The 19,916-nt window shown below is 63.7% G+C and carries 19 protein-coding genes and 2 pseudogenes; 11 read left to right on the top strand and 10 right to left on the bottom strand.

The window, feature by feature from the left end; translation table 11 throughout:
* Positions 1–129: 129 nt before the first annotated feature.
* Entirely contained in the window at positions 130–942 is an 813-nt protein-coding gene (pyrF, locus tag CDV46_RS08595; protein WP_087722324.1) for an orotidine-5'-phosphate decarboxylase, read from the bottom strand.
* Positions 943–1,038: 96 nt separating this feature from the next.
* Positions 1,039–2,001, bottom strand: coding sequence for a magnesium/cobalt transporter CorA (corA, locus tag CDV46_RS08590; RefSeq protein ID WP_058376145.1), 963 nt, complete (start codon positions 1,999–2,001; stop codon positions 1,039–1,041).
* A gap of 278 nt (positions 2,002–2,279) precedes the next feature.
* Here corA and CDV46_RS08585 point away from each other — a divergent pair, with 278 nt between their 5' ends.
* A complete protein-coding gene (locus CDV46_RS08585; RefSeq protein ID WP_087722323.1) occupies positions 2,280–3,134 on the top strand; it encodes a mechanosensitive ion channel family protein in 855 nt (284 codons plus the stop codon).
* Between the two features lie 36 nt (positions 3,135–3,170).
* Here CDV46_RS08585 and mtgA read toward each other — a convergent pair whose 3' ends face one another.
* The 7 genes and pseudogenes from mtgA to mpl form a co-directional block, all read right to left on the bottom strand.
* Positions 3,171–3,914 carry a monofunctional biosynthetic peptidoglycan transglycosylase gene (gene mtgA, locus CDV46_RS08580; RefSeq protein ID WP_087686392.1) on the bottom strand — a complete coding sequence of 248 codons (744 nt, stop codon included), beginning with the start codon at positions 3,912–3,914 and terminating at the stop codon, positions 3,171–3,173.
* Between the two features lie 9 nt (positions 3,915–3,923).
* The gene (gene aroE, locus CDV46_RS08575) at positions 3,924–4,808 is read right to left on the bottom strand and encodes a shikimate dehydrogenase (protein ID WP_087722375.1); all 885 of its coding nucleotides are present in this window, start codon (positions 4,806–4,808) and stop codon (positions 3,924–3,926) included.
* Between the two features lie 195 nt (positions 4,809–5,003).
* Positions 5,004–5,683 (bottom strand): annotated as a pseudogene (locus CDV46_RS08570) (aspartyl/asparaginyl beta-hydroxylase domain-containing protein).
* A gap of 69 nt (positions 5,684–5,752) precedes the next feature.
* Entirely contained in the window at positions 5,753–6,733 is a 981-nt protein-coding gene (locus CDV46_RS08565) for an energy transducer TonB family protein (RefSeq protein ID WP_254915974.1), read from the bottom strand.
* Positions 6,727–8,898 (bottom strand): ribonuclease catalytic domain-containing protein, encoded by a 2,172-nt coding sequence (locus tag CDV46_RS08560; RefSeq protein ID WP_087722373.1) that lies wholly within the window; start codon positions 8,896–8,898, stop codon positions 6,727–6,729. Before CDV46_RS08560 ends, CDV46_RS08565 begins: the two co-directional genes overlap by 7 nt.
* Before the next feature lie 130 nt (positions 8,899–9,028).
* A complete protein-coding gene (locus tag CDV46_RS08555; RefSeq protein WP_087722322.1) occupies positions 9,029–9,640 on the bottom strand; it encodes a YqiA/YcfP family alpha/beta fold hydrolase in 612 nt (203 codons plus the stop codon).
* Between the two features lie 66 nt (positions 9,641–9,706).
* Positions 9,707–11,089, bottom strand: coding sequence for a UDP-N-acetylmuramate:L-alanyl-gamma-D-glutamyl-meso-diaminopimelate ligase (gene mpl, locus CDV46_RS08550; RefSeq protein ID WP_087686390.1), 1,383 nt, complete (start codon positions 11,087–11,089; stop codon positions 9,707–9,709).
* 190 nt (positions 11,090–11,279) lie between these two features.
* On the opposite strand from mpl, the gene CDV46_RS08545 reads away from it, so the two are divergent.
* The 10 genes from CDV46_RS08545 to CDV46_RS08500 all read left to right on the top strand — a co-directional run bounded on the left by CDV46_RS08545 (position 11,280) and on the right by CDV46_RS08500 (position 19,342).
* The gene (locus CDV46_RS08545) at positions 11,280–11,993 is read left to right on the top strand and encodes a UDP-N-acetylmuramate--alanine ligase (RefSeq protein WP_087722321.1); all 714 of its coding nucleotides are present in this window, start codon (positions 11,280–11,282) and stop codon (positions 11,991–11,993) included.
* Positions 11,994–12,095: 102 nt separating this feature from the next.
* Positions 12,096–12,620, top strand: coding sequence for a TlpA family protein disulfide reductase (locus CDV46_RS08540; RefSeq protein ID WP_087686389.1), 525 nt, complete (start codon positions 12,096–12,098; stop codon positions 12,618–12,620).
* Between the two features lie 155 nt (positions 12,621–12,775).
* Entirely contained in the window at positions 12,776–13,222 is a 447-nt protein-coding gene (gene aroQ / locus CDV46_RS08535; protein WP_087722372.1) for a type II 3-dehydroquinate dehydratase, read from the top strand.
* Positions 13,223–13,292: 70 nt separating this feature from the next.
* Entirely contained in the window at positions 13,293–13,754 is a 462-nt protein-coding gene (gene accB / locus CDV46_RS08530) for an acetyl-CoA carboxylase biotin carboxyl carrier protein (protein ID WP_087686388.1), read from the top strand.
* A gap of 106 nt (positions 13,755–13,860) precedes the next feature.
* Positions 13,861–15,225: an acetyl-CoA carboxylase biotin carboxylase subunit gene (gene accC / locus CDV46_RS08525; protein WP_058376155.1), complete on the top strand. Its 1,365-nt coding sequence runs from the start codon at positions 13,861–13,863 to the stop codon at positions 15,223–15,225.
* A 41-nt stretch (positions 15,226–15,266) separates the two neighbouring features.
* Positions 15,267–16,160 (top strand): 50S ribosomal protein L11 methyltransferase, encoded by an 894-nt coding sequence (gene prmA, locus CDV46_RS08520; protein WP_087686387.1) that lies wholly within the window; start codon positions 15,267–15,269, stop codon positions 16,158–16,160.
* A gap of 24 nt (positions 16,161–16,184) precedes the next feature.
* A complete protein-coding gene (locus tag CDV46_RS08515; protein WP_087722320.1) occupies positions 16,185–17,249 on the top strand; it encodes a DUF3426 domain-containing protein in 1,065 nt (354 codons plus the stop codon).
* Between the two features lie 33 nt (positions 17,250–17,282).
* Positions 17,283–17,783, top strand: coding sequence for a thiol peroxidase (gene tpx / locus CDV46_RS08510; protein ID WP_087686385.1), 501 nt, complete (start codon positions 17,283–17,285; stop codon positions 17,781–17,783).
* Positions 17,784–17,910: 127 nt separating this feature from the next.
* Positions 17,911–18,846: a carbohydrate kinase family protein gene (locus tag CDV46_RS08505; RefSeq protein WP_087686384.1), complete on the top strand. Its 936-nt coding sequence runs from the start codon at positions 17,911–17,913 to the stop codon at positions 18,844–18,846.
* A 16-nt stretch (positions 18,847–18,862) separates the two neighbouring features.
* Entirely contained in the window at positions 18,863–19,342 is a 480-nt protein-coding gene (locus CDV46_RS08500; RefSeq protein ID WP_058376160.1) for a hypothetical protein, read from the top strand.
* A gap of 237 nt (positions 19,343–19,579) precedes the next feature.
* Here CDV46_RS08500 and CDV46_RS08495 read toward each other — a convergent pair.
* A pseudogene (locus tag CDV46_RS08495) lies at positions 19,580–19,916 on the bottom strand (histone); the annotation flags it as partial.

Here is a 19,916-nt window from a genome sequence, read left to right as displayed (position 1 = left end):
GACATAAAAAAAACAGCGCCTTGCGATTCGCAGGCGCTGTTTTTTTATCGTGGCATGGACGGACGCAGCAACGCGGTTGCAGCGCCCCCCGTGCGACGGCATTCACCGCATCACGGGTGCCCGCTGGCGTTACCGATAGGCGTTGATGCTATCGCGCGTCTTCTCCGCAGCGACGGCGGCGGCGGCAGCAAACTGCTCGTCACGCCCGGCGTAGATAATGGCGCGCGACGAGTTGATCATCATGCCCGTGCCATTGGCCGTGCGGCCAGCCTTGACCGTCGCTTCCACATCGCCGCCCTGCGCACCGACACCGGGAATCAGCAACGGCATATCGCCGACGATGCCACGCACCGTGGCGATTTCGGCCGGGAACGTCGCGCCGACCACCAGACCGATCTGTCCGCTCGTGTTCCACGGACCGGCGGCCAGACGGGCGACCATCTGATACAACGGCTTGCCGTCGACGTCGAGAAACTGAAGATCGCTGCCACCCGGGTTCGACGTGCGGCACAGCACGATCACGCCCTTGTCGGTGTGCGCCAGATACGGCTCCAGCGAATCGAAACCCATGTACGGATTCACGGTCACGGCATCGGCACGATAGCGCTCGAACGCCTCGCGGGCGTACTGCTCGGCGGTGCTGCCGATGTCGCCGCGCTTGGCGTCGAGAATCACGGGCAGGCCCGGATGATCGGCGTGGATGTGAGCAATCAGACGCTCAAGCTGCTCTTCCGCACGATGGGCGGCGAAGTAGGCAATCTGCGGCTTGAATGCGCACGCGTACGGCGCGGTCGCATCGACGATCTGACGGCAGAATTCGAAGATGGCGTCCGGACGCCCCTGCAAATGGGCCGGGATACGCGACGGTTCGGGGTCGAGGCCAACGCACAACAGCGAGTTGTTGCGGGTCCAGGCGGAGCTGAGGGCTTGCGTGAATGTCATGACGGTTTTCCAGCGGTGTTCCGATTCAAGGCCGCCATTTTACCTGCTTGCCGCCCCCACACCTCAGGAACCCGCCTATCGCCCCCTCGCGCGGGCTCAGTCGAGCCAGCCGCGATGACGGAAATACAGGAACGGGGCGATGGCCGACAGGATCATCAGGCCGACCGCAAACGGATACCCCGCCTCCCATTGCAGCTCCGGCATCATCTGGAAGTTCATGCCGTAGATGCTGGCAATGAGCGTCGGCGGCAGGAACGCGACCGCAGCCACCGAGAAGATCTTGATGATCTTGTTCTGGTTGATGTTGATGAAACCGATGGTGGCATCCATCAGGAAGTTGATCTTGTCGAACAGATACGCCGTGTGATTGTCGAGCGACTCGATGTCACGCAGGATCTGCTTGCCTTCCTGATACTGCTCGTCCTTGAGCATGCGCGTGCGCATCAAAAACGACACTGCGCGTCGTGTGTCCATCACGTTGCGCCGGATACGCCCGTTCAAATCTTCCTCGGCCGCAATGCTCTCGAGTGCCTTGGCCGCATCCGCGTCGGTCAAGTTCTTGCCCAGCACGCGCCGGCTCACCTCTTCGAGCGCCGCGTACACGCCTTCGAGCGAGTCGGCCGAATACTCGGCATCGGTCGAATACAGGTCGAGCAGCACATCCATGGCGTCGCGTACCGAACCGGGCCGGATACGGGCGCGCATGCGCACGAGCCGGAACACCGGCAGGTCTTCGTCGTGAATGGAAATCAGCAGATCTTTGAGCACAACGAACGCGACCGGCACGTTGCGCGACTGCTCTTCTTCATCGAGCAGAAAATCGGTGCGCACGTGCAACACGCCGCCATCGTCTTCGTAATATCGCGCCGAGGCTTCGATATCGGTGAGTTCGTCGCGCGTGGGCAACTTCACGCCGTAGGCCTCTTCGACCCAGCGGCGCTCTTCCTCCGACTCACTGTGCAAATCGACCCAGACCGGCGAAACGCTCGCCAGATCGCTTGGTTGGTCGCAGGTCACCTGTTGCAGGCGGCCATTATGGATGACGAAGGCATTGATCAAACGGAATTCTCCCTGCTACGCGGCGACGCCAAGTGTACAGGCACGCGAGAGGCACGCCAAGGGCGGCGCCCAAAGGCTCAGGACTCGCGTGACGATAGCGCCGCCGCCGTGCCGCCAGCGTCAGTGCACGCCCCATTGCCGTGTAGGACGATTCTCAAAATCGCCCCCATCGCTTCCATTCGCCGCCAGCCTCGGCACACTTGAAGAACCAATTAACGCACTTTGCGTCAATTTTGATATCGACGTTCCGAGACGTCTGCTGACAGGGAGTTGAAGAGATGACAGAAGTGACCACGCCCCTGGCGTCGTTCGATGCCGTGATGGGGTTTCTCACTGCCAATGCGGTGAATTACGGCCTGTCGTTCATACAGGCCGTGTTGATTCTGCTGATCGGGTTCTGGATCGCCGCGCGACTGGGTAATTTCGTTCGCAAGACGTTGGGACGTTCACCGAATTTCGACGCGACGCTCAAGCCCCTGCTCGCCTCGATCGTGCAATGGTCGGTACGCATCATTACCGTGATCGCGGTACTGGCTCAGTTCGGCGTGCAAACGGCCAGCATCATCGCGGTACTCGGTGCGGCAGGTCTCGCCATCGGGCTGGCGTTGCAAGGCACCTTGCAGAACATTGCAGCGGGCACGATGCTGCTGCTTCTGCGGCCATTTCGCATTGGCGACTACATCACGGCGGGCAGTGCGGTGGCCGGCACAGTCGAGGAGATCGGCCTGTTCACCACGACGCTCACCAATGCCGATGGGATCTACGTCTGCGTGCCGAATAGCCAGATCTGGGGCCAACCGGTGACGAACTACAGCCGCAACGCAACGCGTCGCATGGAAATCACCGTCGGCATTGCGCTCGACGACGATCTCGATGCCGCCATGAACGCCCTGCGCGAACGTGTGGTGCAGGACGATCGCGTGATCGACAAGCCGGCGCCGGAAATCATGGTCAAGCAGGTGAGCGACAGCTCGGTGATCGTGAACGTGCGCGTCTGGTCACTGCTCTCCAACTACTGGGGACTCTATTGGGATCTTCAGCGCAGCGTGAAGGAAACGGTCGAAGGCGTGGGTTGTTCACTGCCGTACCCGACCCGCACTGTCGTGCAGATTCCGGCCGACATGCCGCGCTGAGAGAACCGCGGCCGGCCGGCATCACCGGAATTGCCGCTACTGCGGCAATTCTGCGGCCCCCATGCGCCGCGCAATCACACCCGCGCGTTGCGCAAGATAGGGCGAGTTGCGGTGCGTGTCGAAGTAGCGCGGCCGCGGCAGCATGACCGCCAGACGCGCCGCTTGCCACGGTGACAGCTTCGACGCGGGCACACCGTAGTAGTAGCGCGCCGCCGCCTCGGCACCGAACACCCCCTCGCCCCACTCCACCGAGTTCAGATAGATCTCGTAGATGCGCTGCTTGTCCATCCAGAATTCGAGCATCCACGTGATGCTGAACTCCTCCGCCTTGCGCAGATAGCTCTTCTCGCTCGAGAGAAACAGGTTCTTGGCGAGTTGCTGCGAAATCGTGGAGCCGCCGGCGACGATGTGTCCCTTCTTCTGATTCTTCTCCCACGCGCCGAGCATCGCATCGATCTCGTAACCGTCGTGATTGACGAAGTTGGCATCCTCGCTGGCGATGATCGCGCGCTTCAGATTGCGCGAAATCTGGTCGTACGGCACCCACTCATGCTTGAGCGCCGCATTCGGATCGGTCTCGCGCAAACGTTGCTCCGCAGCACGCATGAACGCCGTCGACTGCGGATTGAAGCGCACCCACCAGCCGATTTGCAGGAAGTAATAGAGCTGCGTGGCGAGTATGCCCACGACGAGCAACGTCACGAAGTAGGCGGTCCATTGCCATGGCCCCCACCGACGTTTGCGAGCAGTGCGCGGCGCGCGACGCTGGACGGCGCTCATCTGGCGCGCTCAGCCCTTGGCCACGAGACGCGCACGCAGCGCAGCCCGCACGGCCTGCGTCGCTGCCGATGACGGACGCACACCGCGCCACACGGCAAACGCTTCGGCGGCTTGCTCGACGAGCATTCCCAGACCATCGGCCACCTTCGCCGCACCATGCGCGCTCGCATGCGTCATGAACACGGTCGGATGCGCGCCGTACATCATGTCGTAAGCCAATGCGCCCGACGCGTAGACGCCCGGTGGCAATGGCGGCACGTCGCCTTGCAGGCTGCCCGCCGTGGCGTTGACGATCACGTCGAAGTCAGTGGGAATCGCACCCCAGCCACCGCCGGCGAGGCTGACGCCGGCATTGCGGGCGGCTTCGGAGAAGCGGGCAACGAGTTCGTCCGCACGTGCGGCGGTGCGATTCGCGACGAACAGCAGCGAAGGACCGGCGCCGATCAACGGCAGCAACGCCCCACGTGACGCGCCGCCAGCGCCGAGCACCAGCACGCGGCGGCCGGCCAGCGACACGCCGAGCGGCCCTTCGATATCGCGGACCAAGCCCACGCCGTCCGTGTTGTCGCCCGTGATGCCGCGCGCGTCGAACACCAGCGTATTGACCGCACCGGCGGCCTGCGCACGCTCGGTCAGGTGATCGGCCAGCGCATGCGCCTCCAGCTTGAACGGCACCGTCACGTTGGCACCTCGTGCGCCGCTCTCGATGAACGCACGCACGGTGGCGGCAAAGGCATCGAGCGGCGCCAGCAGACGCTCATAGGTCAGGTGCTGCTGCGTCTCACGCGCGAATTCGGCATGAATATAGGGCGACTGGCTGTGTTCGACCGGGTGGCCGATCACGGCGTAGCGATCAGCAGGCTCGACAGCCTCGGACGGTGTGTGGTTTGTCATCGTAGTCAAAGACGCGGCGCCTGGCTTTCGCACAGGCGCCGCTTGGAAAATGCATTGGATCGTGCGCCGATCGTACCGCATGCGGCGGCCTTCGCGCGTCATGCGGTGCGGCGCATCAATCCTTCAAGTCAATCGGGCCAACAGCGCCAACCGGGCCATACCGGGCCATACCGGCAGGACTTCTGCGACGGCGGATCACCAGAAGACCCACAGCGCGATACCCCCGAACAGCGCCCACTTCACCGCATAGTACACATAGTGGTTCCACGCCTTGAGGCGTTTGCCGACGATGCGGATTGAATAAATATACTTGAACACCCGGTTGATCCCGCCGGTCCGGTCGCCCGCGTCGTTCGGCGACGCTGCCGCACCGACCAGATGACGCCCGAGCCAGCGGTTCACGGCCTGCGTCCAGCGGTATCGCATCGGCCGCTCCACGTCGCAGAACAGAATGATCCGATTTCGACCGCTCTGATTCTCGGCGTAGTGAATGTAAGTCTCGTCGAACAACACGCCCTCGCCGTCGCGCCAGCTGTAGCGCCGCCCGTCCACGTCGATGAAGCAACGGTCGTCGTTCGGCGTGTCCAACCCGAGGTGAAAGCGCAACGACCCCGCAAACGGATCGCGGTGACGCACCAGCCGGCTGCCGCGCGAATGGCTTCCCAGTGCTGACGCAGGGGTTCGAGTTCGGGGAAGTTGTCCGGCGTCAGATACGGCGTCGTCGGGACCCGCGAAAACGTGTACATGAACACGTTCAACGGCGACAGAAACGTCGAGTGATCGGAGAGTTGGCGAAAAAAACGATGGCGGATCTTACCTCGCAGGTGGACATACCCCGCGCACGCAGCAAAGATCGCCAGGAGGACCCATTTCATGGCGATCTTTCCTGTTCGAAAAAACTTCCAAATTATAAAAAGGATTGGAAAGTTTTACCTTGCAGGGCCTCAGGGCGAGGCTTTGCCGCCAGTGGCGTCGGTGGCCGACGCCGGGGACGCAAGGGTTTGCGCCTGCACGCCCTGACGCGAGAACGTCATGCGCGTGACGATTTCCAGAATGTCGTAACGCTGCTTCATTTCCGGCGAAAAATCGCCGAACGGCGCGCTGGCCTGCACGATGGCCACCGCACGCCGGTCGAGGTCCCGGTTGCCGGAGCTGTGGGTAATTTCCACGCCCTGCACGTCCCAGCCGTCCTTGTGATAACCGAGTCCGCCGCGCTGATTGACGTTGAGCGTGACGATCAATTCACCGTACAAGCGGTCATTACCCACCTGCGGGAAGTGGTCCGTGCCGTAGCGCTCGATGCGATGGCGCAGCGTATCGAAATAGCGTGCATAGGCCACTTCGCGCGTATTGGCGGTGACCTGACCGCGTTTCGGACGCGTCTGATACGCGCGCAGTTGCTTGTCGATTTCCGCCTGCAACCGGGCAATCTGCTGGTCGACGGTCTGATCGTCCTGCCCTCGGCCATTTTGCGCGGCGTTGGCACGGCTGCGCTGCGACTCGGGCACGGCGGCGTACTGGCTTCGCAATTGCGAGAGGAGCTTTTCCTGCACGGCCTCCAGTTCGCTCACGTTGCGCTGGACTTGGGCGACAGGTGCACCGTCGCGCTCGGCTTCGCGTGACGGCAGGGGCGAGGTCGCGCGTTCGCCATCGTGCTCGCCACCGCCCACGAGGTTGGCTTGGGCGAGCGCGGTGGCTTTGTCGGGCGCATTGGCCGACTTAGCATTGACGAGAACGACTTCGAGCGGGGTGTCGGCACTGTGCAGCCGAAAGCTGTCGGGCGCGACGAAATGCACCGCCAGTGCGATCAAATGCACGATGGCGGAGATGATCAGTCCCGTGGCGAGCGGATGCTCGCGCACGATGACCCAGCCGCGGCGGCGAGCCGCGGCCAGATCGCCGGACGCGACAGCCGGTTTCAGCACGCAGCGTTCGCCGAGGCTTGGACGGCTTGGGCGGTGCCCGAAGCGTCCGCGGCCATCACGGCAACGCCGTCATCATCGTCGGCGTTGTCGGCGTTGTCGGCATTACCCTCGGCATCGTCGTCCGACTCGACATCGGCCGCATCGGACGCACCGCCGTCGGCATTGCCGTCAGCGCTACCGTCGACATCACCCGATGCACCGTTACCGTTACCGCCGTCTTCGTTGCCTTCGCCACCGTCGCCGTCATCTTCCTCTTCCGCCAGCACCGACTGGCTGGCGTCGAGCACTTGCGACACGCGCACCGAAATGCCCAGCGTGACCACATCCAGCGAGAGCACGTCGAGCATGATCTGCGTGCCGCGGGCATGCGGCGCGAGACCCGGCACGACGAGCGTGAGCGGCACATCGTTCAGGCGCACGGTGTCGCCCTTGAGCACGCTCGCCTGCACCTGCGATTTGTTCTCTTGCAACAGCCAGCGCAGGCACCAGTACCGCTCCATGCGGCTCTGGTGCTCGGCATACGCCGCGTATGCGGCTTCGAAGCTCGACACGGTGACGTAGAGATCGGCGTCCTTCGGCTTGAAAGGCGCGGCCAGTTTGGCCGTCACGCCATGACGCACGCACGCCAGCAATTGCCATTGATTGACCAGATCGACGTAGCGACGCAGCGGCGAGGTGCTCCATGCGTACTGCTCCACACCAAGCCCTTCGTGCGGCGCCGGCGAGGTCTGCATACGCGTACGGTTCACCCCGTAGGCACGCTGTGCGCGGTAGATCCCCGGCACGCCGCAGTCGGCCAGCAAGCGGCCCCACCGGCTGTTCGCCAGAATCGCCATCTCGGCCACGATCAGATCGAGCGGCGCGCCACGCATGCGTTGCTTGATCGTGACGTGTTCGCCGTCGACGTAGAAATTGAAGTCGGTCTTGTTCTGCACTTCCGGGCGCAGGCCGTAGCCCACGCGCGCGGCCTGACGCTTGTCGTACAGCGATTGTGCGAACGGCCACAGCAGGCGCAGTTCTTCCTTATGCGGATACTCGCCGCTGCCATCGGCCAGCGTCTCGGCCGTAATGATCGAATCGAGTTCGTTATGGCGCAGATTCGCGGAGATCGGCACCAGTTCGGCACGCGTCTCGGTGGTGACGATCTCGTAGGTGTCGGCCTTGACCACGACATACAGCGACAGCGCCGGCCGGGCACCGCCTTCGGCGAGCGTATAAGTCTCGACCACCGAGTCGGGCAGCATCGTGATCTTCTCGCCCGGCGCATAGACCGTCGACAGGCGCACACGCGCGATCTCGTCGACGACGTCGCCACGCGTGATACCCAACGCAGGCGCGGCAATGTGAATCCCCACGCGCAGCAACCCCTCGGGCAGCAGTTGCACCGACAGCGCGTCGTCGATTTCGGTCGTGGTGGAGTCGTCGATGGAGAACGCCTGAACATCCGCCAGCGGCAGGTCTTCCGTCGGCACCGGCGTCGGTCCCACATCGGGGAAGCCCGTGCCGCGCGGGAAGTACTCATACAGGAACGCCGCCTCGTGATAGGCGCGCGGCGACGCAATGCCGCCACAGGCCAGCATCACTTCCGCCTGCGTCTTGCCGAGGGCACTGGCGGCCGCGTCGAGGGCCTTCCATTCGATGGCGTTCTTGTCGGGGCGGAACAGCAGTTGCAGCTCCTTGCCCTTGAGCGCATCGGGCAACGTGCCCGCGATCAGTTGGTCAGCGTAGCTGGCCTGCAACTCGGCCTGCTGTTGCTTGCGTGCCAGCCCGGCGAGCGCCGCCTGAATCTGTTCCTGCGGTGCGCGTTGATATTGGCCGCGGCCCTTGCGGCGGAAGTAGATCGGCGAGGCCTGCAAGGCGAGCGCGAGGCCCGCTTGCTGCGCGACGCTCGCCCCTTCGCCAAAGTACTCGCCAGCGAGCACCGGGAACGCGAATTCCTCGGCCGGCGCGCACTCCCACAGGAAACTCATGTCGATATCCTGCGATGCCGCCTGCGCTTGCACGATCAACTCGGCCGGCGCGGGGGACTCGAAGCGCAAGAGGACATCGCGTCCCTTGATCTTGCTGCGACGTCCGCCCGGCAGCTCCACCTGATACGACTCGCCCTGCTGCGACAACACCGTGCCGGCCTTGAAGCCGCCGGATTCCTCAAAAAAAATGTTCATGAAACAGCCATCGATCGCAATAGGCGACATTGTAGCCCGCCGACGTGCGGCGGTTTAGGGCAGAAAGGGAACGCGCGCATCGTCGACACCATCGGCAGGTTTTGCCGCCGTTCGTCGCTGCGGTGAGTCATTATTCCCCGGCAAATGCGGCGGACGTGCCAATGGACGCCGGCACATCGATGCCGGCGAAACGCAGCACATCGTCCATATAGTCGACAAAATCGGAAATCCCGTGATCGCTGCCCTCAATCAACGTGAGCCTGGCACCGGGAATTTTCGCGACCATGTCGCGGTAGTCCAGCGTCTGATCGCCCGTGGCGGCCACCAGGTAGTAGCGCTCCGGACGCGTGATCTGTGCGACGTCGATCATGCGCAATTCGTCCAGATGACGCGGCTCCACAACGATGGTGCCGCCGCCGTGCCACATCGGCTGTTCGCCGAGCCACTTGCCGAGGTCTTCGTACGGACGCGTGGCCGGATTGAGCAACACGGCGCGGCAGCCGAGCTTCTCGGCCAGATAGGTCGCGTAGTACCCGCCGAGCGAGCTGCCAACGATGGTCAGGTCGTCCGGGTCCACGCCGGTAAGCAGACGCTGCGCATCAACAACCGCCGCGAGCGGTGACGGCGGCAGTTGCGGGCAGGCCCAGACATGCCCGAGCCCAAGCTTGTGCATGCGGGCGGCCATCAACTGCGCCTTGAACGAACGCGGCGAGGAACGGAAGCCGTGCAAATAGAGAATCATGTGAGGCTCCGGAAAACTTGTCTGTCGGTGGCGCAAGCGGACATCGAGGGAGTCATGAAGCCAAGCTTAGGCGCGCGCGGCCAGCGCATCGAGCAATTTCTGATGAATACCGCCGAAGCCGCCGTTGCTCATGACCACCACCTGATCGCCCGGCTGGGCCGCCGCCACCACGGCACGGACGAGCCCGTCGATGTCGCTGAAGGCCTGACCCCGTGCGCCGAGCGGCGCCAGCGCCTCGGCCAGATTCCAGCCCAGCGAATCCTTGCCACTCGGGGCGCCATAGCCGAACACGAGATCGGCGTCGGCCAGACTCGCAGGCAATTGCGCCTTCATCACGCCCAGCTTCATCGTATTCGAGCGCGGTTCGAGCACAGCCAGAATACGGGCCTCGCCGGCACGGCGGCGCAAACCGGCAAGTGTGGTCTGGATGGCGGTGGGGTGGTGCGCGAAGTCGTCATAGACGGTGACGCCTGCGGCCACGCCGCGCACTTCCATGCGGCGCTTTACGTTTTCGAACTTGGCAAGCGAGGCCGCGCCCTGCTCGGGCGGCACACCGACGTGACGCGCCGCAGCAATCGCCGCCAGCGCATTCATCCGGTTGTGTTCGCCCTGAAGCGCCCATTTCACCTCGCCGGCAGCCGGCTGGCCGTGGTGTACCCAAAACGCTTCCTGCCCCGGGGCCAGCGTTTCGGTCGCTTGGGCGACATGCCAGCCGTCGCTCACGCCAAAGCGCTCGACTTCACTCCAGCAGCCACGCGCCAGCACGCGCTCGAGCGCCGGCTCGCGACCGTTGACGATCAGACGGCCCTGACCCGGCACGGTACGCACCAGATGATGGAATTGCGTCTCGATTGCCGTCAGATCCGGGAAGATATCGGCGTGATCGAACTCAAGGTTGTTCAGGATGGCCGTGCGCGGGTGGTAGTGAACGAACTTCGAGCGCTTGTCGAAGAATGCGGTGTCGTACTCGTCGGCCTCGATCACGAAGAAGTCGCTCTCGGTCAGGCGCGCCGAAATGCCGAAGTTCATCGGCACCCCGCCCACGAGAAAGCCCGGGTGATAGCCGGCGTCTTCCAGAATCCACGCCAGCATTGATGTGGTGGTGGTCTTGCCGTGCGTGCCGGCCACGGCCAGCACCCACTTGTTCGAAAGGACGTGCTCGCCGAGCCACTGTGGGCCCGAGGTATAGGGAAGATTCCGGTTCAGGATCTCTTCCATCAGCGGATTGCCGCGCGAAACCACGTTGCCGATCACGAACAGATCGGGCTTGAGCGAGACCTGATCCGCATCGAAGCCCTCGATCAGCTTGATGCCCTGCGCCTCAAGTTGCGTGCTCATCGGCGGGTAGACATTGGCGTCGCAACCGGTGACGGTGTGACCGGCCTGACGCGCCAGGACTGCCAGACCGCCCATGAACGTGCCGCAGATGCCAAGAATATGAATATGCATGGATGGGGAGCTGATGAGGACGGGCGGCGCCCGTGCGGGAAATGGGAGTGCGGATAACCGAGGGCTACATTGTACCTGCCACGTGACGCGGGTGGCCCGGGCGCAGTCTTGGATAGGCATCGGATGGGTCCCCAAACGCTTGCCGCGCCCGGCAGGCGGCCGGACACGCCTTTCGGGTATCATCGGCCGCATGACACGTAAATCCTGGACCGATGCCCAACGCCTGCGCGAAGAAATCGCGCTGGCAGCCGCTCGCCTCATCGCCGAGGAGGGGGCCGACTATGCCACCGCCAAGCGCAAGGCAGCGAAACAGGTGACGGGCGAGACTCGCATTGCGGGTGAATTGCTGCCGGATAACGACCAGATCGAAGCGGAAGTGCGCGAGTACGTCCAGATATTCATGTCGGACACGCAACCTGCCGAGCTGGCTCACCTGCGCGAAGCCGCCCTGAACGTCATGGACGAGCTGGCCCGCTATCGCCCTTATATAGCTGGCGCGGTCTACAACGGCACGGCCACGGCGCTATCTGATATCTACTTGCAGGCTTTTTGCGATAACCCGAAGGAAGTCGCCATCGACCTCCTGAACCGGGGGATCGATTACGAGGTCTCCGAGTCCCGTCACTTCAATGGACGGGGCATGGTCGAGACGCTGAGTTTCCTGTGGCGCCAACGCGGTCAGCGGGGCGACCCGGCGGGTGTGCACCTGTCGCTTTACTCGCTCGACGACATGCGCGGCGCGCTCAAGACGAGCGACGGCAATGGCCGCCCAGCACGCACTGACGCCAACGGCTTGCGCGCATTGATGGCCGCCGAGGCACAAGCCACGCTGACGCGGGCAACCGAGGCGCCCAGTGCCACCGGCACCCCCGGTCAGGCTCGCGCGGACGAACGCGAATACTGACGCGGCAGGTCACCACATCGCGTCAACATCGCCACATCTTCTCCATATTTGTCAGCCGTTTCCCGGCTATTGTCTACTCAGCGTGATTTTTCCCTTCCCGTTATGACAAAACGCATCGTCATCCTGGTGGTACTGGCGCTCGTGGGGCTCGGGGCCGGCTTCTGGCTCGGTCACCGCAATCAGCAAGCCGCGGACACGTCCGACGCCGCCGTCGCCCAACTGCTCGCGACCCGGCTGCCCGATCTGACCGGCACCGAACAGCCGGTATCGCAATGGCGCGGCAAGACGCTCGTCATCAACTTCTGGGCACCGTGGTGCGGCCCGTGCGTAGAAGAGATGCCGGAATTGGCCGCCTTGTCTCAGGAATATGCGGCGAAGAACGTCCAATTCGTCGGGATCGGCATCGATACGGCGCAGAACATGATCGCCTTCGAGCAAAAAGTGAAGGTCGATTACCCCCTGCTCGTGGCAGGCTACGCGGGCACCGATCTGGCGCGGGCGCTGGGTAACAAGGCCGGCGCCCTGCCGTTTACCGTGGTGGTCGACGCCCAAGGGCGCATGCACTATCAGAAACTCGGCCGGATTACCTCCGACGAAGTGCGCGCGGCGCTCAAACCGCTCATCTGACCCCGCTTGTCCGGGCCGCCCGAACGGACGGCCCTGCGGCGGTCGGGACGAACACCCCGGAAACCCGCATAATACGGTGCCGATTTTCGCCCCACTGGACAAAATCCACCAACTGGCGTTTAATTGCGCCCAATTTCGTGAAATTTGATTCGCCGATGCCTCACCGCATTCTCGTGCTACACGGTCCTAACCTGAACCTGCTCGGTACTCGCGAGCCGGCGGTGTATGGCCGCACGACGCTGGCCGACATCGACAATGCCTTGCTGGCACAGGCCCAGGCGGCCGGTGCCGAGCTGGCGACGTTTCAAACCAATCACGAAGGCGCACTGGTTGACCGGATTCAGGCAGCGCGCGGTGAATCGATCGACTTCATCGTCATCAACCCCGCGGCCTATACCCACACGAGCGTGGCAATTCGCGACGCGCTGGCGGGCGTTGGCATCCCGTTCGTCGAAGTTCACCTCTCGAACGTCCATGCCCGCGAGGCCTTCCGGCATCACTCGTATTTTTCCGATATTGCACAAGGTGTGATCTGCGGCCTGGGCTGGCGCGGGTATACCTATGCACTCGAATTTGCCCTGCACCGGCTCACCGGCGGGTAGTCCTCTCATCCCCTATTTCCCATCGCGGGACGCTGTTCCCGCGTCGATACCGAATCAAGGAGCTTCCTTCATGGATTTGCGCAAACTCAAGACGTTGATCGACCTCGTGGCCGAATCGGGTATTTCCGAACTCGAAGTCACCGAAGGCGAAGGCAAGGTCCGCATCGTCAAGGCACCGCCGCAACTGATCGCCGCCCCGATGCAGATGGCCATGCCGGTCGCCCCGCAAATGAGTGCGCAAGGTCCCGCCGGCATCCCGACGGCCCCCGTCGCGCCGGTGGCACCGGCTGTGCCGCAAGGTCATATCGTGACCTCGCCGATGGTCGGTACGTTCTACCGTGCCCCGTCGCCGGGCGCCGACGCGTTCGCGCAAGTGGGCGACTCGGTCAAGGAAGGCCAGACGCTGTGCATCATCGAAGCGATGAAGCTGCTCAATGAGATCGAGTCGGACAAAGCCGGCGTGATCAAGGAAATCCTCGTCGAGAACGGTCAGGCTGTGGAATACGGTCAGCCGCTGTTCGTGATCGGCTAAAGCCAGTTGCCGGACGCGCACGCGTTGTTGCGGACTGCGGCTCACCCGCACCGCACCGCCGGGTGTCCGGCCCCGCTCCTTACCCCTACGGGCAGGACTGCACAAAATGTTTGAAAAAATCCTCATCGCCAATCGCGGCGAAATTGCTCTGCGCATCCAGCGTGCGTGCAAGGAATTGGGCATCAAGACCGTTGTCGTCTATTCCGAAGCCGACAAGGAAGCCAAGTACGTCAAGCTCGCCGACGAAGCCGTGTGTATCGGCCCGGCCCCGTCGCAGCTCAGCTACCTGAACATGCCGGCGCTCATCAGCGCCGCCGAGGTCACCGACGCTCAGGCCATCCACCCGGGCTATGGTTTCCTCTCCGAGAACGCCGACTTCGCCGAGCGCGTCGAGCAATCGGGCTTCACCTTCATCGGCCCGCGCCCCGACACCATTCGCCTGATGGGCGACAAGGTTTCGGCCAAGCAGACCATGATCAAGACCGGCGTGCCCTGCGTACCGGGTTCGGAAGGCGCATTGCCCGCCGACGATCCGAAGGAAATCGTGCGCATTGCACGCCAGATCGGCTATCCGGTGATCATCAAGGCAGCAGGCGGCGGCGGTGGTCGCGGCATGCGCGTGGTGCACACGGAAGCGGCGCTCGTGAACGCGGTCAACATGACGCGCGAAGAAGCCGGCCGGGCGTTCAACAACCCGGAAGTCTATATGGAGAAGTTCCTCGAGAACCCGCGCCATATTGAAATCCAGGTGCTCGCCGACAAGCACAAGAACGCCATCTGGCTGGGCGAGCGTGACTGCTCCATGCAGCGCCGCCACCAGAAGGTGATCGAAGAAGCCACCGCACCGCTGATTGCGCGCCGTCTGATCGAGCGCATTGGCGATCGTTGCGCCGACGCCTGCAAGAAGATGGGCTACGTCGGTGCCGGCACGTTCGAATTCCTGTTCGAAAACGGTGAGTTCTACTTCATCGAAATGAACACGCGCGTGCAGGTCGAACACCCGGTGACCGAAATGATCACGGGCGTGGACATCGTGCAGGAACAGATCCGCATCGCGGCCGGCGAGAAGCTCGCTCTGCGTCAGCGCGACATCCAGTTCCAGGGTCACGCGATCGAATGCCGTATCAACGCCGAAGATCCGTACAAGTTCACGCCGTCACCGGGCCGCATCACCGCCTGGCACATGCCCGGCGGCCCGGGCATTCGCGTCGACTCGCATGCTTACAACGGTTACTTCGTGCCGTCGAACTACGACTCGATGATCGGCAAGCTGATCGCCTACGGCGCCACGCGCGACCAGGCCATCCGCCGCATGCGTGTGGCGCTGTCGGAAATCGTGATCGAAGGTATCCAGACCAACATTCCGCTGCACCGGGAAATGATGCTCGACGCCAAGTTCGTCGAAGGCGGCACGAGCATTCACTATCTGGAACACAAGCTGGCGCAGAAGTCTGCCGTCGGCGGTAATTAAGCCGTTTTTTAGCCGTTCATCTGTAAGGAAGTCCTCGCCCTATGTATCGTGAACTCGTCGTGGAAGTTGCCCGCGCACAAGCTGAGGCCCTGTCGGACACCCTGATCGACCTGGGTGTCCTGTCGGTCTCCGTGGAAGACGCGGATGCCGACACCCCCGACGAGCAACCGATGTTCGGCGAGCCGGGTCTCACCCCGCCGGACACCGCGTGGCAGCGCTCGCGCGTGGTCGCGCTGGTGGGGGAAGATCAGGACGCCGCCGTGCTGCTCGCGGCGGCCGTCAACGAACTCAACCTGTCCGAGTCGCCGGCCTTCACGGTGCGCGACGTCGAAGATCAGGACTGGGTGCGTCTGACGCAATCGCAATTCGAGCCGATGCAGATCGGCGAGCGCATCTGGGTCGTGCCGTCGTGGCACGATGCGCCCGATGCCGACGCCCTCATTCTCGAACTCGATCCGGGCCTTGCGTTCGGCACCGGCAGCCATCCGACCACGCGTTTGTGCATGGAATGGCTTGAGCAACACGTGCAAGCCGGGCAGTCGCTGCTCGATTACGGTTGCGGCTCGGGCATTCTGGCCATTCTTGCGCGCAAGTGCGGTGCCGATCCGGTTGTCGGCATCGACATCGATCCGCAGGCGGTCGAGTCGGCACGCTATAACAGCGAGCGCAATCACGCGCCGGTCGAATACGGCCTGCCCGACGATCTGCGCGACGGTCAGTTCAACATCGTGGTCGCCAACATCCTGTCGAATCCGCTCAAGCTGCTCGCGTCGATGCTCACCTCGCGTGTGGCACCCGGTGGCCGGCTCGCGCTCTCGGGCGTGCTGGAGCGGCAGGCCGACGAGGTGATCGCCGCTTACGCGCCCTATATGAAGATGTCGGTCTGGCGCGCACACGACGGCTGGGTCTGCCTGCACGGGCAGGCCGCCAGTTAAAGCGCTCACAACGCGCCGAGTCCCATGACCCTATCCCCGCGCGTTCTGGCTACCCGCTGCCCTCACTGCCACACAGTCTTTCGCGTCGTCGCCGACCAGCTCAAGCTGCGCGACGGCCTGGTGCGCTGCGGCCACTGCCGTGAAGTGTTCGACGGGCGCGCGTATCTCTGTGAACCGCCGGGAGAGGGAGACGACGAGGCCATTTCGGCAGCATCAGACTCGAGCGCGGCAGCGAGCGACGGTGCCGCCAACGAACCCGCCGACACCACGAGCGCTGACGATATCGAAAGCGAAGCCTCGGCAGCACGCATGTCCGTGCCCGAGATGCTGACGCCTACGGCCATCGCAGCACTGCTCGGCACCCCCGACGAGAGCCGTGCGCAGATGCAGCACGGCCCGGGCCGCTATATCGACGACGATCCCACCGTATTACCTGCACCAACGGCGATACCGGCCAGCGCAAAGCTCGCGGGCGCATCGGCCATCGCACCTGCCGAAAAGCCGCCGGGTGCCGCCCGCGTCATCTGGCGCGTGCTGATCACGCTGGCGGTCATCGGCCTGCTCGCGCAGTGGGCTTGGATCGAACGCGCGGCGCTCGTCGACCGCTTCCCCGCGCTGCGCGACGCGTTCGCCACCGTCGGACGGCCGCTGCACATCGCCATCGCGCCCGCACGTCAGCCGGACATGCTGCAACTCTCGAGCGTCACGCTGGTGACCGACGACAGCAGCGCCCCCGACGCGACCAATAACAACGGCGTTGCCGACACCGCGACAGCTGCGACCATCGCCGCCGCGAGCGACGCCTCGGCAGACGCTACCGTCCCGGCCGACAGTGTGCCGATGACGCTGACCGTGTTCATGCGCAACGATGCCGGTCACGCCGTCGCGTGGCCATCGCTCGAACTCACGCTCTCGGATATCGACGGCAAGCCGGTCGTGCGACGCGTTTTTGCTGCGGGCGATTATGTTGCCGACGGCGCGTTGCGCGATGCGGGCCTTGCACCGCACAACGAACGCACGATTCGGTTACGATTGTCGGCGCAAGCAGCGCTTGCCAGTAACTATCGGGTACTCGCGTTTTATCCCTGATAGCGCTGCCGCACTCAACACTAGGAGATATCAATGTCCCAAGTCACCCTCGGGGGCAACCCCATCGAAGTCGACGGCCAGTTCCCGCAAAAAGGGCAAACTGCACCGGCGCTCAAGCTGGTCAATGCCAAATTGCAGGACGTCACGCTCGACGACTTCGCGGGCAAACGCAAGGTTCTGAACATCGTGCCGAGCCTCGACACGCCGACCTGCGCCACCTCGACCCGCAAGTTCAACGAAGCCGCCGGCAAGCTTGAGAACACTGTCGTGCTCGTGATCTCGGCCGACCTGCCGTTCGCCATGAGCCGCTTCTGCGCGACCGAAGGCCTGAACAACGTCGTCACGCTCTCGACCATGCGCGGCCGTGAGTTCCTGAAGGACTACGGCGTCGCTATCACGACCGGCCCGCTCGCCGGCGTGAGCGCCCGCGCCGTGGTGGTGCTCGATGCCGAGAACCGCGTCGTGCACGCCGAACTCGTGCCCGAGATCAAGAACGAACCGAACTACGACGCCGCACTGGCTGCGCTGGCGTAAGCCGGTAGTTCACCGGCCATCATCCGTGATGGCCAATTGCATGACCCGTGCCGGCGCCTGCGCCGGCACATTGCCGTCCGGCTGCCGTGCCGCCGTGCCCCTCTGACTACTAGCAAGGAATCATCTCGTGACTACCGTGATCTGCGGCTCGCTCGCCTACGACAACATCATGACGTTCGAAGGCCGCTTCGGCGAGCACATCCTGCCCGACCAGGTGCACATCCTGAACGTGAGCTTCCTGGTGCCGACCATGCGCCGCAACTTCGGCGGCTGCGCGGGCAACATCGGCTACAGCCTGCATCTGCTCGGCGGCTCGCCCACGGTGATGGCCACGGTCGGCGAAGACGGCGGCGCCTACCTCGAGCGCTTCAGCTCGCTCGGCATGACCACCGAGTTCGTGCGCACGGTGCCCGACAGCATGACGGCCAACGCGATGATCACCACCGATCTGGATAACAACCAGATCACGGCCTTCCACCCGGGCGCGATGATGTTCTCGGCACAAAACCACGTGAGCGACGTGAAGGGCGCGACGCTCGGCATCGTGGCACCCGATGGCCCCGATGCGATGCTTGCGCACGCCGAAGGGTTTGCCGCCGCCGGCGTCCCGTTCGTGTTCGATCCGGGCCAGGGCCTGCCGATTCTCTCGTCCGAGACACTGCGCCGCATCGTGGAACTTGCCACTTATCTGGCGGTCAACGACTACGAAGCCAAGCTCCTCGCCTCCAAGACCGGTTGGTCGCTGGAAGACCTCCAGTCGCGAGTCGAGGCACTGATCGTCACGCGCGGAGAACACGGGGCCCTGATCTTCGCCGGCGGTGAGCAGCACGACATTCCTGCTGTGAAAGCCAAGCGAGTCGTCGATCCGACCGGATGCGGCGACGCGTTCCGTGGCGGGTTGCTCTATGGCATCGAAAAGGGTCTCGACTGGCCGACCACTGGCCGACTGGCCAGCCTGATGGGTTCGCTCAAGATTGCCGAGCAGGGCCCGCAGACCTATGCACCGACGCGCGCCGACATCGACGCGCAATATGAAGAAGCGTTCGGCCACCGCTTCGAATGATTTCAGGATATTAACGATGGCACGACTGACCACACCGCTCGTAGTTCTCACCGTCACGGCATCGCTCATGCTGTCCGCCTGCACGGCGTTCGGCCCGAGCAATTCCGCAAGCGTCTACAACAGCCGCCAGGCACAACGCGAACAAGTCGTTCGCATGGGCACGGTCGAATCGGTTCGTCCGGTGACGATCGATAGCAGCAACGGCGATCCGGGCGTGCTCGGTGTTGTCGGCGGCGGCGCACTGGGTGCGATCGGTGGCAGCGCCATCGGTGGCGGTCGCGGCTCGATTGCCACGGGCATCATCGGCGGTCTGCTCGGCGCAGTTGCCGGGCAAGCCGTCGAGAACCGCATGAGCAAGAAGGCGGGGCTGGAGATCACCGTGCGACTCGACAACGGTGAGTTGCGTGCCATCACGCAGGATGCCGACGATGCGTTCCAGCCGGGCCAGCGCGTACGCCTGCTCTCGAGCGGCGGTGTGACGCGCGTGACGCACTAAGGCATCAGGAAGACGGCAAGACTCGCGAGCGCCACCACGACGCTCTGAGCGCAATTCAAGTCCATGCAGCGGGCGACCACAGGTCGCCCGTTTGCATTTCTGCACTCACACACTCGCTGTTCGTTCGCCCATGAAAAAACCCGCTGTGGCGACTCGCGTCACAGCGGGTTTCTGATCGAGTAGGACTACTCGGTCAAAAGACACCTAAGTGTCTTGGTCCCTGCGTCAGCACTCGAATTACGGACGGCTGCCGGTCGGGAACGGCCATGCAGCTGCCGGGTTCAGTGCCGTCTTCGGAGCGGCTGCCGGTGCTGCTGCGGGAGCCGCAGCAGGCTTGGCAACCTTCTTCACGACAGCCTTCTTCACAGCAGGCTTCTTGGCAGCAGCCGGCTTAGCGGCCGGCTTGGCAGCGGGCTTCTTCGCAGCAGCGGCAGGCTTCTTGGCAGCCGGCTTCTTCGCAGCAGCCTTCTTCGCAGCAGGCTTGGCAGCCGGCTTCTTGGCAGCAACCTTCTTCACTGCTGCCTTCTTGGCTACCGGCTTCTTGGCGGCGACTTTCTTGACGGCTGCTTTCTTA

Source organism: Pandoraea sp. PE-S2T-3 (assembly GCF_002179965.1).
Lineage (GTDB): Bacteria > Pseudomonadota > Gammaproteobacteria > Burkholderiales > Burkholderiaceae > Pandoraea.
This window is presented reverse-complemented; position numbering and strand designations above follow the sequence as displayed.

Coding starts and splice junctions, on each gene's coding strand:
- CDV46_RS08555 (WP_087722322.1), bottom strand. CDS start 9,640: ATGATTCTCTATTTGCACGGCTTCCGTTCCTCGCCGCGTTCGTTCAAG.
- accC (WP_058376155.1), top strand. CDS start 13,861: ATGTTTGAAAAAATCCTCATCGCCAATCGCGGCGAAATTGCTCTGCGC.
- tpx (WP_087686385.1), top strand. CDS start 17,283: ATGTCCCAAGTCACCCTCGGGGGCAACCCCATCGAAGTCGACGGCCAG.
- CDV46_RS08560 (WP_087722373.1), bottom strand. CDS start 8,898: ATGAACATTTTTTTTGAGGAATCCGGCGGCTTCAAGGCCGGCACGGTG.
- CDV46_RS08515 (WP_087722320.1), top strand. CDS start 16,185: ATGACCCTATCCCCGCGCGTTCTGGCTACCCGCTGCCCTCACTGCCAC.
- CDV46_RS08545 (WP_087722321.1), top strand. CDS start 11,280: ATGACACGTAAATCCTGGACCGATGCCCAACGCCTGCGCGAAGAAATC.
- pyrF (WP_087722324.1), bottom strand. CDS start 942: ATGACATTCACGCAAGCCCTCAGCTCCGCCTGGACCCGCAACAACTCG.
- mpl (WP_087686390.1), bottom strand. CDS start 11,089: ATGCATATTCATATTCTTGGCATCTGCGGCACGTTCATGGGCGGTCTG.
- mtgA (WP_087686392.1), bottom strand. CDS start 3,914: ATGAGCGCCGTCCAGCGTCGCGCGCCGCGCACTGCTCGCAAACGTCGG.
- accB (WP_087686388.1), top strand. CDS start 13,293: ATGGATTTGCGCAAACTCAAGACGTTGATCGACCTCGTGGCCGAATCG.
- aroQ (WP_087722372.1), top strand. CDS start 12,776: ATGCCTCACCGCATTCTCGTGCTACACGGTCCTAACCTGAACCTGCTC.
- prmA (WP_087686387.1), top strand. CDS start 15,267: ATGTATCGTGAACTCGTCGTGGAAGTTGCCCGCGCACAAGCTGAGGCC.
- aroE (WP_087722375.1), bottom strand. CDS start 4,808: ATGACAAACCACACACCGTCCGAGGCTGTCGAGCCTGCTGATCGCTAC.
- CDV46_RS08500 (WP_058376160.1), top strand. CDS start 18,863: ATGGCACGACTGACCACACCGCTCGTAGTTCTCACCGTCACGGCATCG.
- CDV46_RS08540 (WP_087686389.1), top strand. CDS start 12,096: ATGACAAAACGCATCGTCATCCTGGTGGTACTGGCGCTCGTGGGGCTC.
- CDV46_RS08585 (WP_087722323.1), top strand. CDS start 2,280: ATGACAGAAGTGACCACGCCCCTGGCGTCGTTCGATGCCGTGATGGGG.